Here is a 15,512-nt window from a genome sequence, read left to right as displayed (position 1 = left end):
GTCGCCCGCGGCTACCGGTTGAACTTCTGCAGCCAGCTGTTGCCGGGGATGGCCTTCAAGGCCTGGCCGGCGGTGTCCGCCGTCCCCTGCAAAGTCCCTCCGGCCACGTAGGCCAGCACACCCGGCACGGCATCACCAACCTTGCCCGGCGCATCGGAACCGACTTGGCCGTCCTGCCCCACGGCATGCCCCGGCTGCCCGTCCGCCTTCCCCTTAGCCGTGGCGGCAGAACCAGCATCCGTGGCGGCAGCACCGGCGTCGTTTCCGGTCCCTTTCGCCATGCCCTGCCCGGTGGCGGCCGCACCGCTCCCCTTCCCTCCGGGGGCGTGCGTGGCCGGGATTCCGGCGGAGGCCGCCGGGCTGCGGCGGGGACCAGCAGGATTCTCCGCAACGCCAGCGGGTTGGCTGTCAGCAGTATCGCCCAGGTCCGGTTCAGAAGCTTCCACTTCAGCTCCAGTGCTGCCGGACAGAGCCGTTGCCGGCAGCCCGGTTCCGAGGGCCTGCGGCGCCGGAAGACTCCAGGCGGGAGCCCAGTCCTTGAGCATGTGCTGGATGGAGAGGCTCCCCGCCTGCCCGGCAGGGGCCGTGCTGGCGGCAACCCCGCGCGCACCCATCCCCATCCCCGCTATCAGGGCAAGCCCCACCACCGTGGGCCGGTGCGCGCGGAGCCACCGGCGCCGCCCCAACTCGTCGCCCCCGGGCCCTTCGTTGTCTCCGGCCAGCAGCGCGGCAAGTTCGCCGGACGGGACGGGTGCGGGCAGCGACGCCAGGGATCCCAGCGAGAGGAGGGCTGAGCGAAGCGTGTCATCCTGCCCGAATCCGGCGTCGAGGAGCATCTCCTCCACGGTTTCCGGCAACACGTTGGCTTGCGGTGTCATGGCCTCAGGTACTCCTTCACTGCCGAAAGTTCCCGGAGCTTGCCCAGCGCCCGCCGCTGCAGCTGCTTGACGGCACCGGGACTTTTGCCCATGGCATCGGCTGACTGCTCCACGGTGAGCCCGGCCACGAGGCGCAGGGACAGGACCTCGCGCTGGTCCTGGGGCAACCCGTCCAGAAGGTCCAGGACTTCCCGCGGGGAGATTCGTTCGAGGGCTTCGGATTCGGCGGAGGAGTCTTCCCGCCGGTCCAGCTCGGGCTCGAAAGGCAACTTGGCGGGTGTGCGGCTTTGGCGCCGGTGGTCGTCCACCATCCGGGCGTGGGCCACCGAAAAGATCAACGTGCGCAGCCCGGCCGTACCGCCGTGAATGGTGCCAAGCCGCGGCAGGACGGAGAGGAACACTTCCTGCATGGCCGCCTCCGGATCCTCGACTCCCCGGGCAGTGAGATAGCCCAGGACCTGTGACGCATATGTCCGGTAGACGACGCTGAAGACGGCCGGCCCGGCGGAGTGCTCACCCAGGTCCTGGTCTGTCAGCGCATCAATCACGGACGTAGTGCTTTCGGTCAAAGAAGGGCCACTGGGGGGTGAGGCTGAATCCGCTTCACGGAATGCCTTTTCCCCGCATCACTTTACCCTTCGGTAACCACTGCCCGGGTGCGCCACGCGTTATGGTGCATCGGTCACGCCCCCGCCCCGGACATTGAAAGAGCCGGCCTGGAACGTGATGGGGGACAAGTTCCAGGCCGGCGCTACATAGGGGTAATCGCTCCGGGCAGGCCAAGGGTTACGCCCTGGGGCAAAAACTTTAGGAATTTTTTTGCGGGGCCTTTTTCAGCGGGCCGCAGCCGTCACCCAGCGGGGCCGGCTTCCCTGCCGGCGGGGACCGTTGGCCAAGCTGAAGGTGTGCCCGGAGGCGGGCACGCGCCGGTCGTCGCAGTCCTCCTGGGCGGTGGCGGCAGCCGACGCCGGAACTGCAGCAGGCGCCTGGCGCGCCACAGTGCCGGCCGGGCAAAGATCGGTCACCAGTCCGGTGCCTGCGCATTCCCGGACTGCGGCAATTCCGGCAGCGAGGGCGGTTTTGGTGTCAAAGGGGCCCGAGACGGCCATGATGGTGCCGTCCGGTGCAAGGAGGCGGAATCTGAAAAAGGAATCGTGGTCAACAAACGCTTCGAACTTACCGGCCATAACAAATCCTTCCGTTCTGCGGGTCCGTATGCGGGGGCGCCATTGCCACCGGCCGGTCCGGGCGCATCACTGCCCCTTATTCCCGCGGGTCTGGTCGAACGATTGGTGATCGGGTCACCGGGTGTACCAACGAGTCTCTCCGGTAGGCCCGCAACCCCGCAAGACCCAAGGCGTTAACCCTGTGTAAATTGCTGTAATTTACCGGCACAAGGCGACGGGGCGGGCCACCTTTGAAGGTGACCCTCCCCGCTACCTCCCCAATCCCGCAAGCTCGTTTGGGCCCCTCGGTAGCGTGGGCCCACCCGTCAGTCGTTGATGAGGTCGTTCAGCACAATGGTCTGGTCCCGGTCCGGGCCGACGCCGATGGCGGAGAACCGCGTACCGGAGAGCTTTTCGAGGGCCAGCACATAATTGCGGGCATTCTCCGGAAGGTCCGCCAATGTGCGTGCCCCGGTGATGTCCTCGGCCCAGCCCTCGAAGTACTCGAAGATGGGCACTGCGTGGTGGAACTCGGTCTGCGTCATGGGCATCTCATCGTGGCGGACGCCGTCTACGTCGTACGCCACGCAGACGGGGATCTGCTCGATGCCGGTGAGCACGTCCAGCTTGGTGACGAAGTAGTCCGTGAAGCCGTTGACGCGGGAGGCGTGGCGGGCCAGGACGGCGTCGTACCAGCCGCAGCGGCGCGGCCTGCCGGTGTTGACGCCGAATTCGCCGCCGGTCTTCTGCAGGTACACACCCATCTCGTCGAACAGTTCAGTGGGGAACGGTCCTGCACCAACGCGGGTGGTGTATGCCTTGATGATGCCGATGGAGCGGGAAATGCGGGTGGGGCCAATGCCCGAGCCCACGGACGCACCGCCCGCGGTGGGGTTGGAGGAGGTCACGAACGGGTAGGTGCCGTGGTCCACGTCCAGGAACGTGGCCTGGCCGCCCTCCATGAGCACTACCTTGCCCTCGTCCAGGGCCGTGTTCAGGACCAGGGTGCTGTCGATGACCAGCGGGCGGAGCCGGTCGGCGAAGGAGAGGAAATACTCCACAATCTCCTCGACCAGCACGCCGCGGCGGTTGTAGATCTTGACCAGGAGTTCGTTCTTCTGCCGCAGCGAGCCTTCCACCTTCTGGCGGAGGATCGACTCGTCGAAGACGTCCTGGACGCGGATGCCCAGGCGGGCCACCTTGTCCATGTACGCGGGGCCGATACCGCGGCCCGTGGTCCCGATGGCGCGGCTGCCGAGGTAGCGCTCCGTCACCTTGTCCAGCACCTGGTGGTACGGCGCCACGAGGTGGGCGTTGGCGGAGACACGGAGCTTTGAGGTGTCGGCGCCGCGTGCCTGGAGGCCTTCGATCTCCTGGAAGAGTGCCTCGAGGTTCACTACGCAGCCGTTGCCGATGATGGGGACGGCGTTGGGGCTGAGGATGCCTGCCGGAAGCAGCTTGAGTTCGTATTTTTCACCGCCTACGACGACGGTGTGCCCGGCGTTGTTGCCGCCGTTTGGTTTGACGACGTAGTCAACGCGGCCGCCCAGCAGGTCGGTCGCCTTGCCTTTTCCTTCGTCGCCCCACTGGGCTCCTACGATCACAATTGCTGGCATGGGATCCTCCCCCATTCGTTCGGGCTGCCGGTCCGGCCACAACGTGGCGGGACTGTACAGCGCCGTTCATGAGAATGCCCCGAATCGACCGCCCTTCGCCGGCCGCAGGGCGGCACAGCGATGCAAGAGTTCCGGGGCTCTTACCACCCAAGTTTAGCCGATTGGCGGGTTTGTCCACCCGTTGGCCCGCCGCGGCCCTTCTTGCGGAGTAAAAGGCCTCCGGGAGCGGACGCGGCGGGCTGCCGGCGGCTGCTACTCGTCCTCGGCCTCCCCGGCGGGGCGGGAGGTCTGGGTGGCGAGGCTGTCCCAGAAGGAGGTGTCGGCGTCGGCAATTGACCCGTCAGCGATGGCGGCGGCCGTTGCGGTCAGCGTGGTGACCGTCTGCTTGATCAGGTACCCGTTGCTGCGCAGGCCCAGGGCATAGCCGTCAAGGTAGTGGTCGGACATGCCGCGCATCTCGAACAGCAGGGTGGCGATGCCGTATTCGACGGCGATGCCGTTGCGGCTGATGGTTTCTGCGCTGCCGCCCACATACTTGCCCAGGTGGCCCCAGCCGGTGGAGTCGACGTTGTGGAACACCACTGCGCCCAGCTGCTTGGACTTCTCCACAACAGCAGGATCGGCGTTGGGCGTGGTGGGGTACAGGATGGAGCCGGATACCAGCTCACCGTCGCGCTGGCTGCGGGTGCCCTGGTGGTGGAGGTCGATCATGTAATCGATCCGGTACTTGCGCATCACGTTGTTGTGCAGCGCCTGGGTTTCCGGCTGGACCTTGTCCACGTGGTCGCGGTTGAGGTCCACTTCTTCGGCGTTGTAGCGGGTCATGTTGCGGTCACCTTTGGCCTGGTAGCCGTCAAGGGAAAAGTTGACGTCACCCATGGCACCGTCTGCGTTCAGCATGGGAACGATGAGGATGTTGACTCCATCCAGGACGTGCCCCGACTTTGCGGTGCCGAGGTGCTTGACAAATTCCAGGGCACCTTCGGTGGTGAGCTGCTCGTTGCCGTGCTGCTGCGTCAGGTAGAGGATGGTGGGCTTGGCCGGATCCGAGATGTATTTGACCAGGTGGATGTCCCGGCCCTTCACCGTCTGGCCGATGACTTCCAGTTCCATGGCCTGCTGGCGGGCGTCCTGGTCTTTGAGGAATGACACCATCTGGTCGTACGTGGCCAGCTTGGAGGTGGTGATCTGGCCGTTCCCGTCGTAGTTGGGCCCTTCCCCTACGGCCATCGCCGGTGCCGGAACGGTCACTGCTGCCAGGGCCAGGGCTCCGGTTGCGGCCAGGGTCCTGAAAGTTGCCAGGGTTTTTCTCACGGTGCGTTACCTCTTTCGAGTGCATTGGGTGCGTCCAGGCCGCCATGTCCCCCATTGCGGCCCGTGACAAGAGCCAACCAAGCTGGACGAAAGCTGTCAATGGATATAACAGGTTCCGGCATGCAGTTATTACGATCCGGAACATACGCCGAAACCGCGCGGAGCATCACTTTTCCCGTGGCCCTGCACCGGCGTTTCGTTTCCCGGGGCTTGCTAAACTGGGAAAGGCCGACCCGGAATCGGCCCACCCCATTTCAACCACCTCGAATGTGTTGCGCCACCGTGCGCCCATTTTTCGCGGTGGCAGCAACACCAATCCCCGCAGGAGACCCAGCACTACATGACCGCACTGGCACCCGAATCCTTCCATGAGCAGCTTCTGAGCCGCCGCTACGAACCCAATGTTGCCGCCGTCAACGAGCTGTGCGATTCCCTGCAGGAGGCAAAGCCCGGCACAACAGTGCCCTACGTCGACCCCATGCACGACGTCGAGGAATGCCGGATCATCAGCCTCTACTCGAACATTGGCGAGGCCGACAAATCCGGTTTCATCACCTCCGGGGACGCTGACGCCGCCACCCGGATGCTCGGCATCCAGTGGAAGCTGGGCCTTCGCCCCGAGTACGTGATGCCGTGGAACGTCCACCCGTGGCACATCCCCGGCGAGCCGAACGGGAAGTTCACCCCGGACCAGATCGCCGCCGGCCTGAAGCCACTGCTGAAGTTCCTGGCCGTGGTGCCCCGCGCTTCTGTGATCGTGGCTCACGGCACGGAGGCCAACCGCCTGGCCAACCTGCTGCTGAAGACCGAAGTCCCGCTGCTCTGGCGCCGCGGCCTGAAGACCTACAAGGTGCGCTCCCTCAGCGGCCGCGCCTTCGCCGGTTCACCCGCCCGCCAGGAGGAATACCTCGAAGCCATGCGCGTGGCCTACGCCGACGCCATGGCCCGCACGGGCCTGCAAAAGGCCTAACCAGCCCGTTGAGGTTGCTGTTTTCCGGTGATTGAGCTTGTCGAAATCAGGTTTCGACAAGCTCAACCACCGCTGACGACGACGGCCGGTCACCTTTCTCGAAAAGGTGACCGGCCGTCGTCGTTCTTTTAACCCAACGCGGGGTCACTTCCCGCCCAATCCGGTAGCCGGAGAGGGCGGAATATGACCCCGCGTTGGTTGTGCTATTTCGCTTCGATCGCTGATTTCGCCGTGGGATCGGAGTCGTTCAGGAACTTCTCGATCCGCTCCGGCTCCTCGGCCTCACCGATCGCCGATGCTGCGCGGCCCAGCGAATACAGCGCCCGCAGGAAGCCTCGGTTGGGCTCGTGCTCCCAGGGGATGGGACCCACGCCGCGCCAGCCGTTGCGGCGCAGCGAGTCCAGTCCGCGGTGGTAACCCACCCGGGAGTACGCATAGGAATCGATGGTGCGCCCCTCGGCCCAGGCCTCTTCCGCGAGCAGTGCCCACAGCAGCGAGGACGTTGGGTGCTGGGCCACGAGGTCCAGGGGCTCCTGGCCCGCTTCCAGCTGCTGGTTGACCTCGGTCTCGGCAGGCAGGAGCGTGGGCTCGGGGCCCATGAGGTTCCGGCGGAACTCGTCGGACATTCCTAGAAGGTCTTTCCGGCCGAGCCGAGCTGCTTGGTGGCCTCCACCACGCGGGCTGCCAGGCCGGCTTCAGCCGATGCGCCCCAGACGCGGGGATCGTAGGTCTTCTTGTTGCCCACTTCGCCGTCCACCTTCAGGACGCCGTCGTAGTTGCGGAACATGTGGTCCGCCACCGGACGCGTGTAGGCGTACTGGGTGTCGGTGTCGATGTTCATCTTGATGGTGCCGTAGGAGACAGCGTCCGCGATTTCCTGGTCCGAGGAGCCGGAGCCGCCGTGGAATACGAGGTCGAACGGGCTGTCCTTGCCGATCTTGGCGCCAACCTGTGCCTGGATGTCCTTGAGGATCTCCGGGCGCAGCTTCACGCCGCCGGGCTTGTACACGCCGTGGACGTTGCCGAAGGTCAGCGCGGTGATGTAGCGGCCGTTCTCGCCGGAGCCCAGCGCTTCAATGGTGGCCAGTGCATCTTCGACCGTGGTGTAAAGCTTTTCGTTGATCTCGTTCTCCACACCGTCCTCTTCGCCGCCCACGGTGCCGATTTCGACCTCGAGGATCATCTTGGCGGCAGCGGTTCGCTCGAGCAGTTCGCGGGCGATGCGCAGGTTCTCCTGCAGGGTCTCTGCGGAACCGTCCCACATGTGGGAGTTGAAGAGCGGGTTGCGGCCGGCCTTGACCTCAGCTTCGGAAGCAGCCAGCAGGGGCAGGACGAAGCCGTCCAGCTTGTCCTTGGGGCAGTGGTCCGTGTGCAGGGCGATGTTGACGTTGTAGTTCTTGGCAACTTCGCGGGCGAACGCGGCGAAGCCCAGCGAACCGGCAACCATGTCCTTGGTGGAGGCGCCGGACCAGTACGCCGCACCGCCGGTGGATACCTGGACGATGCCGTCGGACTCAGCGTCTGCGAAGCCGCGCAGGGCTGCGTTCAGCGTCTGCGAGGAGGTCACGTTCACGGCGGGGAATGCGAAGCCGCCCGCTTTTGCGCGGTCGATCATCTCGGAGTAGATCTCTGGGGTTGCAATGGGCATGCTGACTCCTATGCTGAGGTTCGTCTGTGGGCTGGTAACCCTGGAGTACCGCTTACGGCTAGCACCATCCTAGTCATTTCCGCCGGGGGTGTGCTGTGGGTTACGCCCCACCCTGGCCTCCCATGACCCAGCCGAGTTGGCACTTAACGGCAATCGCGGGGCCCGCCATTGCCGTTATCTGTCATTTCGGCTCCAGCCCCGGCTTTGCAAGGCCAGCCTGACCTTGGATACAACGGCGGGATGCTCGCCTTCGATGTGTTGCTTCCCAATCCGGACTTCCAACCAGCCCTGCGAGGCAGTCATGTCCTGCCGCCGGATATCCCTGAGGTGCTGCTCCGCCCCCGCATGGTGTTCGCCGTCGTACTGGAGTGCAATCCCCCATTGCGGGTAGGCCGCATCCGGCCAAAGGACAGCAACTCCACGCCGGTCGAACAGCACGTGGTTCAGAACCGGCTCCGGCAGCCCGGCATCAACGAGCAGCAGGCGCATCTGGGTCTCGGGTGCAGAATCCGATCCCACTCGAATCAGGTCAAGGGCCTCGCGCGCACTGCGAACGCCCCTCATCCCGGGATGCCGACTGATGATGTCGCGCAACTCCTCCATGCTGCAGATGGCCTCCTTGGAGCGTGGGAACGCGGATCCATGGGAGCAGACGAGATAGTCGCCCACCGCCACCAGTTCTGCCACATTCAGCACAGAAGCCAAGTCCAGCCAGGTCCGCGCAGGCGAGGTGAGCCGGACGCAGTCGTACTCCATCACCTCTTCCGGGAGGAAGGTCAACAGGTGCCCTACGACGTTGGCACGACGCGGGAAGCTGAAACCGCGGCGCCGGGCGAGGTGGATCCGCCAGTCACCGCTCCATCGGGCTGACAAGGGAGCGCCCCAAATGTGCGCAGCCGACAAGGACGCCAGGATGGACGTGTCGTCGAGGTCAGTGTAGGCCCGCAATGCCAGCGATCCCGTGGCTCCAGACTTGGCCGGGACGCGGATTCCGCGTGAAACAGTTACCAGGTCCTTCGCCGCGGTGCGCGTACGTGTGACCCCGGCTTTGTCGGAGGCCCGGAGGGAAAAGGAACCGTTGGTCAGGTGGTCTGGAAGGGCGGCCCTGCGCATCCCTCATTGTCGTCCGGGAGGATTGGCGGGAAGGAGTTATCCACAGCTCGGGTGCCAAGGACGCAGCGAGATGGCATTTAACGGCAATCCCCGGCGCCGGCATTGCCGTTAAGTGTCATCTCGCGAAGCTAGACGTGCTGGTTGAAGACGTGCCGGCGGACCCAGGCGTGCATGGCGATCGCGGCAGCGGAGGCCGCGTTGATGGACCGGGTGGAGCCGAACTGTTCGATGGACAGCGTGGCGACGGCGGCTTCGTGCACTTCGGGGGTGAGGCCGGGGCCTTCCTGCCCGAACACCAGGACGCAATCCCTGGGCAGTTCGTAGGTTTCCAGCGGTACCGAGTCGGGGAAGATGTCGATTCCGATGATGGCCAGCCCCTCCCCGTCCGCCCACGCCACGAAGTCCTCAACAGTGGGGTGGTGGCGGACGTGCTGATAGCGGTCGGTGACCATGGCGCCGCGCCGGTTCCACCGCCGTCGGCCGATGATGTGCACCTCTTTGGCGAGGAACGCGTTGGCGGTGCGCACCACTGTGCCGATGTTGAGGTCGTGCTGCCAGTTTTCGATGGCGACATGGAAGCTGTGGCGGCGGGAGTCCAGTTCCGCCACGATCGCCTCGTGCTTCCAGTAGCGGTACTTGTCCAGCACGTTCCGCCGGTCACCGTCCGCGAGGAGATCGGGGTCCCAGTGGTCGCCGTCGGGCAGTTCGCCTTCCCACGGCCCGACGCCGACCTCCGCCTTTTCGGGCGCGGCTTCCGCCGGCTCGGGCTGGGGTTGGGACGTCATACCGGGGGTTTGGTTCACCCCTCAACACTAGACTGGACCTTTCGGGCTTTCATCACGGGTGAAGAGGTAGGGCATGGCAGAAGCGGACAAGGTTGCAGGCAATCCGGCGGTGTACCGCAGCGGCCAGGAGATCGAGTGCTGGCTCACGGACATGGACGGGGTGCTGGTCCACGAAAACCAGGCGGTGCCGGGCGCCGCGGAACTCATCCAGCGGTGGGTGGACACGTCCAAGCGCTTCCTGGTGCTCACCAACAACTCAATTTTCACCCCGCGGGACCTCGCTGCAAGGCTGAAGGCTTCCGGCCTGGAGGTTCCGGAAGAGAACATCTGGACCTCGGCTTTGGCCACCGCCCAGTTCCTCAAGGACCAGGTGGAAGGTTCAGGGTCCGGCAACCGCGCCTACACCATCGGCGAGGCAGGGCTGACGACGGCGCTGCACGAGGCTGGATTCATCCTCACCGACCAGGATCCTGACTTTGTGGTGCTTGGCGAGACGCGCACGTATTCCTTTGAAGCCATCACCACGGCCATCCGCCTGATCCTTGCCGGGGCCCGTTTCATTGCCACGAACCCGGACGCCACCGGCCCATCCAAGGACGGGCCCCTGCCGGCCACCGGAGCGATAGCAGCACTGATCACCAAAGCCACGGACCGGGAGCCTTATATTGTGGGCAAGCCCAACCCGATGATGTTCCGCTCGGCGATGAACCAGATCGACGCGCACTCGGAAACCACCGCCATGATCGGTGACCGGATGGACACGGACATCATCGCCGGCATGGAAGCCGGGCTGCACACGGTCCTGGTGCTCACCGGCATCACGCAGCGTGAGGACATTGGCGCCTACCCGTTCCGGCCCAACCAGGTGCTGAACTCTGTGGCGGACCTGAAGAACCAGGTCTAGGCCTAGAAGACACTCACGCGGGATCCGCCCCGGGGCAGCGGAAAGTTTTCGTCCAGCAGCTGTTGCAGGAGGGGCCGGTAGATGTTCGGGTTCCAGCCCGGACTGGCATGGGCCGGAGCAGCACCCACGGTCTGCAAATCACTGGACACCATGTTCGCCTTGAACGCCACCGCCCAGGACTCAACCGCCGTCTGGTAGCGGACGGTGCGGTCTCGCGGGTTTCCGATGTAGGCCATCTTGGCGTGGCCCAGCTTGTCCACGAACCGCAGGCCGTCGAAATGATAAATATAAGCGGACTCCGACTGGATGAGCAGGTTGGACGGGGCGATCGGGGACAGCTGTTCGAGCGTCTGGTCAAGGATCTGGCGCCAGGTGCGTTCGTCCTTGTGGATGACCCGCTCGCCCAGCTCGTACCCGCCCCGCACCGTGGACGGGAACCGGATGCCGCGCTCATACAGGAACACGACGCCGTCGAACCAGCTTTGGTCCAGCACATCATGCTTGCTGTAGGGACTGGAGTCCAGGACGATGAACTCCACCTCCACTCCGTGGATTTCGAGCAGCCGGGCAGCTACCTGTGTTGCCACCATCCCGCCGAAGCTGTGCCCGTAGAAGTACAGTTTGGTCAGCTTCTGCGCGCGGACGTACTCGATGACGGCGATGACCAGCTCATCGATGTCCAGCCCCTGGTTTGAATAGCCGACGGCGGCCAACCGGGCGCGCTTGTCCAGCGCACCGCGGAGGGAGTTCAGGATCCACTGCGCCTCCTCCCAACTGGTTTTGTAGCCGGGAAACAGGAACCAGCTGGCGTCCGGGTAGTAGGCGTCGGCGAAGTCGTCCGGAACCGCGAGGATCCTGTTGGAACGGCGCTGCGACTGCACCTCCCGGGTGAGGATCATGTCGGCGGCGAGTACGCCGGAAGCACCTGCCCCGGTCAGGAACGCGCGGCGTGAAAACTGTTTGAGGGCAGCGGCTTCCGCCAGCAGCCGGGCTCCGGAAGCCCCCCGCTTGTCCTGCGGACCTGTGTCCCCCTCGTACGGCACACCCCTACCGTAGGCACAACGGAAGACGCCGCCGCAAGAAGGCGGCGGTAACCATTCAGTGACGCCTGGTCACCCGCAGCAATTCAGCTGGCCGCCTGGCCTTCCGCCAGCGGGAAAGGGCTGGCGGTGTCCTGCTGGCGCCGCGTGATCTCCCGGCCAATGTCCTCGTACCGGGCCATCAGGTCCGAGCCGGCGAAAGCCCCGGGGTTGTCCAGCAGGCCGAAGAGTGTGTCGCTGGCCAGCAAAAGTTCCTCATCCGAATACTCCTGCAGCGCCCGGCCGCCCCACGCCCCGAGCCCTGCGAGTTCCAGGGACTGCCCCTCATCAAGGCCGCGCGTGGCTGCCGCCGATCCGAGAGGGTCGAGTTCAGGCAAGGAATCAGCTTCTGCAAAGGCGAGAACCGAAAGGGCGTCCGTAACCGTCAGCAGTGCTTCATCCGGGAACTCGTCGCCGGAAGGCGAAAGGTCCAGCGATACGCCGGCGCCGTGGATTCCCATCAGGGTGCTGGCATCGATGGCGTTGAGTTCATGCCGAAGGCCAGCAAGTGCGGAAGACTCTACGAGCACAGCCCGTGAAAGCTCAACGAGAATATGCGAACGGATCCCCATGCGCCGGATACGCCGGACGATCTGGACGAGGCTGGGGCGGGAATCCTGGTTGAGGCTACCCTGGACATCGATGCGGACAACGTCGGCAGGGACATCTAGATTGACGAGGGCATTAAGGGTCTGGTCCATAGGTACTCCAAAAAAGGGTGTCTATGGCCGACGGCTCAACCTCGGTAAGCGTAACCTCCAGCGGGAGTCCGGCACAAGCCGCCCGCTACGCTGATTGATCCGCCTGCAGCTGTCCAGGTTCCTGGAAGTGGGTGCGCGTTCCAGCTCCCCCTACCGAATCCACAAGGGATTTGGCGATGTCCCGCAGCTTGGTGTTGCTGTTGCTGGACGCCTCCGTGAGGATACTCACCGCAGCCTCCTGGCTGCACCTGTTCTGCGCCATAACGATGCCTATGGCAATGTCGATGATGGTCCGGGACTGCAGCGTGGCCCGGAGATTGGCCGCACTGTCCGTGTGAAGCGAGAACCGCACAGCCAGCCGGAGCGCTTGCGAAATTTCCCGGGTGAAGCCCCGGGCCTTGGCGGTGGCGCGCTCATCAAACTTGCGCGGGACGTCGGAATAGAGATTCAGTGCCGCCTTGGCGTCGCCCTGGAGGTTGAACGGCAGGGACAATACCGACCGCAGCCCGTGCGAGGCCACGGCACTTGCGTAGTCCGGTCCCCACCGGTTCTCCTCGAACAGGTCAGGTACATGGACTTCGCGTTCCTCTTTTGCCGCAGTAAGGCAGGGCCCCTGAGACAGGGAATACTGGATCTCGTCCACTTCCCGGGCAGAGTCGCTGCTCCAGCCGATGGTGGCGGCCTTCCGGTCCCGCAGCAGAGTGATGCCGCAGAGGGCGTCCTCGCCGCCGCCGGCCACCTGATGTGCCGAAAACCGGGCAAGTTCATTCATGAAGTCCTCGAAGTCGGCACTCTCCAGGATCAGGTTCTGGACCTGCTCGGTGGCGCTCAAGGGATGTTCAGGGGGGACCATAGTGCACGTTCTCTGTACGGAATAAGGGGGATAAGGCAAATGATAAAGGACTCCCGCCCCGGATCCAACACGCTGCCCGGGCAGCAGTGGAAACAGGGCTATGAAAGGCCGAGTTCGTCCTTGCCGAAGGCGAACAGGTAAGGCACTCCGGTCTCGGCTTCAATCTTTTCCTTGGCCCCGGTATCCCGGTCCACGATCACCGCAACGGCCACCACATTGCCACCGGCTTTCCGGACGCCTTCCACTGCCGTCAGCGCCGAGCCGCCGGTTGTGGAGGTATCCTCCAGGACCAGCACCTTGCGGCCCTCCACCGAGGGACCCTCCACCTGCCGGCCCATGCCGTAGGACTTCTGGGCTTTGCGGACCACAAACGCGTCAACGCTCCGGCCGGCGTCACGGGCCGCATGCATCACTGCCGTCCCTACGGGGTCGGCTCCCATGGTGAGCCCGCCGGCGCACTCAAAGTCGATGCCGGCGTCGTCCGCCAGCGCGAGCATCACCTGGCCCACCAGCTGCGAGGCTTCATGGTGCAGGGTGATGCGGCGCAAGTCGATGTAGTAGTCGGCTTCCGCTCCGCTGGACAGGATCACCTTGCCGCGGACCACGGCAAGTTCCTTGATCAGTTCCAGCAGGCGGGCGCGGGCGGCTGCAGTGTCTACTGCAGTATCACTGGGGGAAGTCATGGTCTCCAGTTTAGTGTGGGCGTGCCGGTGTGGATGCTTGAGCGCTGTTGACACTGCTGGCTAGGCTGGACCACATGCGCGAACTCCAGGCCAGGATCATTGAGGAAATGGGCGTACAGCCCCGGATCGACCCCGCCGGGGAGGTGCGCAAACGCGTCACTTTCCTGAAGGAATACCTTCAAGCCACCCACACCAAAGGCTTTGTCCTGGGCATTTCCGGCGGCCTGGACTCCTCGCTGGCCGGCAGGCTGGCCCAGCTGGCAGTCGAGGAGCTTGAGGCAGAAGGCGTGGACGCGAACTTTGTGGCCGTGCGCCTGCCGTACGGCGTTCAGCATGACGAGGAGGACGCCCAGGCTGCGCTGGACTTCATCCAGCCCAAAACCGAGTGGACGTTTAACATCTCAGCGGCCGTGGACGGCTTCGAGGACGAGTTCGAAAAGACCGTGGGCTCTGAGATCTCCGATTTCCACAAGGGGAACACCAAGGCCCGCACCCGCATGATTGCCCAGTATGCGCTCGCCGGGGAACACAACTACCTGGTCATCGGCACCGACCATGGCGCCGAATCCGTCACCGGTTTCTTCACCAAATATGGCGACGGCGGCGCCGATATCCTGCCGCTGTTTGGCCTGAACAAGCGGCAGAACCGCGCCCTGCTGGCCGAGCTGGGCGCCCCGGCGCGGGTGTGGGAAAAGGTGCCCACTGCGGACCTGCTTGATGACAGGCCAGGCCGCACCGACGAGGACGAGCTGGGCCTGAGCTACGACCAGATCGACGATTACCTGGAAGGCCGGGACGTCCCGGAATCCGTGGCGGAGTCGATCGAAACGAAATACCTGCGCACGCGGCACAAGCGCACCGTCCCCGTCACGATTTTTGACACCTGGTGGACGGGCGAAGGCCCCGAGGAGCCCCGCGCAGGGCTGTAGCCCTGAGGAAAAACGACGGCGCGCCGCCCCCGGAAGGGGTAGCGCGCCGTCGTCGTTCCCTGGCAAAGCCGGGGGCTCAGCGGGCCCGAGCGCCTTTCCCCACCGCCCCCAACTGCTGGGTGATGCGGTGCGCCTCGGCCATCAGGAGATTGCCCAGCTCCTCCTGCCGCTCCGGTTTGAACCGCGGCTCGATGCCGGTCAGTGACAGTGCCCAGGCAGGCCGGCCGGACTGGTCGAACACCGCGGCACCCATCCCCCAACTGCCTTCCAGCACCAGCCCGGGGTTCACTGAGTAACCCTTCAGCCTGGTCTGAGCCAGGTTGGCCCGGACAATTTCCTCGGGATGGCCCGCTGCGAATGTCCCGGCATGCGCTGCCCAGTCATGCAGCAGTTCCTCTTGCTCGGCCTCCGGCAGGAAAGCCAGGATCGCGGTGCCCGCCGAGGCGACGCCCAGCGGGAACCGGACACCCTCGTGCAGCACAAATGACCGCACCGGAAAGCTCCCCTCCTCCCGCAACAGGCATACCGTCTCAGAGCCGCGGCGAATGGAGAAGAAGGCGCTCTCGCCGGTTGCCTCGGCCAGCCGCCGGAGGCTCGGGCGGGCTACCTCCTCCAGGGGGAAGCGGGCCGACGCCACCGACCCCATCAGGAAAACCTCCGGACCCAGCACCCAGTTGCCGCTGCCGGGGTCGTGGTCCAGCAGGCCCTCGGACGCCAGCGAGGACAACAGCCGGTGGACCGTGGGCCGGGTAAGGCCGGATTCGATCACCAGGGCGGACAGCGGCATGCCGTCCGCGTTGCGTCCGATGAGACGCAACAAGCCCGCAACACGGCTGACCACCTGGGCTCCCGGAACTGGGGAATTACTCACTT

Annotated in this window: 17 protein-coding genes; 3 read left to right on the top strand and 14 right to left on the bottom strand. The window is 64.9% G+C overall.

The features are described 5' to 3' along the window. Positions 1-11 precede the first annotated feature (11 nt). The 5 genes from BMX78_RS15775 to BMX78_RS15755 all read right to left on the bottom strand — a co-directional run bounded on the left by BMX78_RS15775 (position 12) and on the right by BMX78_RS15755 (position 4,974). Positions 12-878 (bottom strand): hypothetical protein, encoded by an 867-nt coding sequence (locus BMX78_RS15775; RefSeq protein ID WP_091421092.1) that lies wholly within the window; start codon positions 876-878, stop codon positions 12-14. Next, positions 875-1,426: an RNA polymerase sigma factor gene (locus BMX78_RS15770; protein ID WP_091421089.1), complete on the bottom strand. Its 552-nt coding sequence runs from the start codon at positions 1,424-1,426 to the stop codon at positions 875-877. Before BMX78_RS15770 ends, BMX78_RS15775 begins: the two co-directional genes overlap by 4 nt. A gap of 285 nt (positions 1,427-1,711) precedes the next feature. After that, positions 1,712-2,065 (bottom strand): YegP family protein, encoded by a 354-nt coding sequence (locus tag BMX78_RS15765; RefSeq protein ID WP_091421086.1) that lies wholly within the window; start codon positions 2,063-2,065, stop codon positions 1,712-1,714. 305 nt (positions 2,066-2,370) lie between these two features. Continuing rightward, positions 2,371-3,660, bottom strand: coding sequence for an adenylosuccinate synthase (locus BMX78_RS15760; protein WP_091421083.1), 1,290 nt, complete (start codon positions 3,658-3,660; stop codon positions 2,371-2,373). Between the two features lie 252 nt (positions 3,661-3,912). Then, positions 3,913-4,974: a M14 family zinc carboxypeptidase gene (locus BMX78_RS15755; RefSeq protein WP_091421081.1), complete on the bottom strand. Its 1,062-nt coding sequence runs from the start codon at positions 4,972-4,974 to the stop codon at positions 3,913-3,915. Between the two features lie 340 nt (positions 4,975-5,314). Here BMX78_RS15755 and BMX78_RS15750 point away from each other — a divergent pair, with 340 nt between their 5' ends. Then, on the top strand, positions 5,315-5,944 hold the full coding sequence (locus BMX78_RS15750; RefSeq protein ID WP_091421078.1) for a uracil-DNA glycosylase family protein: 630 nt from the start codon (positions 5,315-5,317) through the stop codon (positions 5,942-5,944). 203 nt (positions 5,945-6,147) lie between these two features. Here the strand turns inward: BMX78_RS15750 and BMX78_RS15745 are convergent, their stop codons facing one another. The 4 genes from BMX78_RS15745 to BMX78_RS15730 all read right to left on the bottom strand — a co-directional run bounded on the left by BMX78_RS15745 (position 6,148) and on the right by BMX78_RS15730 (position 9,490). Next, complete coding sequence (locus BMX78_RS15745) at positions 6,148-6,570, bottom strand: DUF3151 domain-containing protein (RefSeq protein ID WP_091421076.1); 423 nt, start codon at positions 6,568-6,570, stop codon at positions 6,148-6,150. Positions 6,571-6,572: 2 nt separating this feature from the next. Continuing rightward, complete coding sequence (fbaA, locus tag BMX78_RS15740; RefSeq protein ID WP_091421073.1) at positions 6,573-7,592, bottom strand: class II fructose-bisphosphate aldolase; 1,020 nt, start codon at positions 7,590-7,592, stop codon at positions 6,573-6,575. A gap of 174 nt (positions 7,593-7,766) precedes the next feature. Continuing rightward, positions 7,767-8,705 (bottom strand): putative endonuclease domain-containing protein, encoded by a 939-nt coding sequence (locus tag BMX78_RS15735; protein WP_091421071.1) that lies wholly within the window; start codon positions 8,703-8,705, stop codon positions 7,767-7,769. Between the two features lie 128 nt (positions 8,706-8,833). Continuing rightward, on the bottom strand, positions 8,834-9,490 hold the full coding sequence (locus BMX78_RS15730; RefSeq protein WP_255470962.1) for a TrmH family RNA methyltransferase: 657 nt from the start codon (positions 9,488-9,490) through the stop codon (positions 8,834-8,836). Positions 9,491-9,563: 73 nt separating this feature from the next. On the opposite strand from BMX78_RS15730, the gene BMX78_RS15725 reads away from it, so the two are divergent. Beyond that, positions 9,564-10,394 (top strand): HAD-IIA family hydrolase, encoded by an 831-nt coding sequence (locus BMX78_RS15725; RefSeq protein WP_091421066.1) that lies wholly within the window; start codon positions 9,564-9,566, stop codon positions 10,392-10,394. 2 nt (positions 10,395-10,396) lie between these two features. Here the strand turns inward: BMX78_RS15725 and BMX78_RS15720 are convergent, their stop codons facing one another. The 4 genes from BMX78_RS15720 to pyrE all read right to left on the bottom strand — a co-directional run bounded on the left by BMX78_RS15720 (position 10,397) and on the right by pyrE (position 13,710). After that, positions 10,397-11,437, bottom strand: a complete 1,041-nt coding sequence (locus tag BMX78_RS15720) for an alpha/beta fold hydrolase (protein WP_091421063.1) — start codon at positions 11,435-11,437, stop codon at positions 10,397-10,399. 83 nt (positions 11,438-11,520) lie between these two features. After that, positions 11,521-12,174 carry a hypothetical protein gene (locus BMX78_RS15715; protein ID WP_091421061.1) on the bottom strand — a complete coding sequence of 218 codons (654 nt, stop codon included), beginning with the start codon at positions 12,172-12,174 and terminating at the stop codon, positions 11,521-11,523. 85 nt (positions 12,175-12,259) lie between these two features. After that, complete coding sequence (locus tag BMX78_RS15710; protein ID WP_091421059.1) at positions 12,260-13,027, bottom strand: GAF and ANTAR domain-containing protein; 768 nt, start codon at positions 13,025-13,027, stop codon at positions 12,260-12,262. A 98-nt stretch (positions 13,028-13,125) separates the two neighbouring features. Next, positions 13,126-13,710 (bottom strand): orotate phosphoribosyltransferase, encoded by a 585-nt coding sequence (pyrE, locus tag BMX78_RS15705; protein ID WP_091421057.1) that lies wholly within the window; start codon positions 13,708-13,710, stop codon positions 13,126-13,128. 74 nt (positions 13,711-13,784) lie between these two features. Between pyrE and nadE the strand changes: the two genes are divergently transcribed. After that, positions 13,785-14,639, top strand: coding sequence for an NAD(+) synthase (nadE, locus tag BMX78_RS15700; protein WP_091421054.1), 855 nt, complete (start codon positions 13,785-13,787; stop codon positions 14,637-14,639). Positions 14,640-14,715: 76 nt separating this feature from the next. Here nadE and BMX78_RS15695 read toward each other — a convergent pair whose 3' ends face one another. Next, positions 14,716-15,510, bottom strand: coding sequence for an IclR family transcriptional regulator (locus tag BMX78_RS15695; protein WP_091421052.1), 795 nt, complete (start codon positions 15,508-15,510; stop codon positions 14,716-14,718). Positions 15,511-15,512: the final 2 nt, after the last annotated feature.

Source organism: Arthrobacter sp. OV608 (assembly GCA_900110595.1).
Lineage (GTDB): Bacteria > Actinomycetota > Actinomycetes > Actinomycetales > Micrococcaceae > Arthrobacter.
The sequence above is the reverse complement of the archived record's forward strand: the minus strand, read 5'-3'. Positions and strand labels throughout refer to the sequence as shown.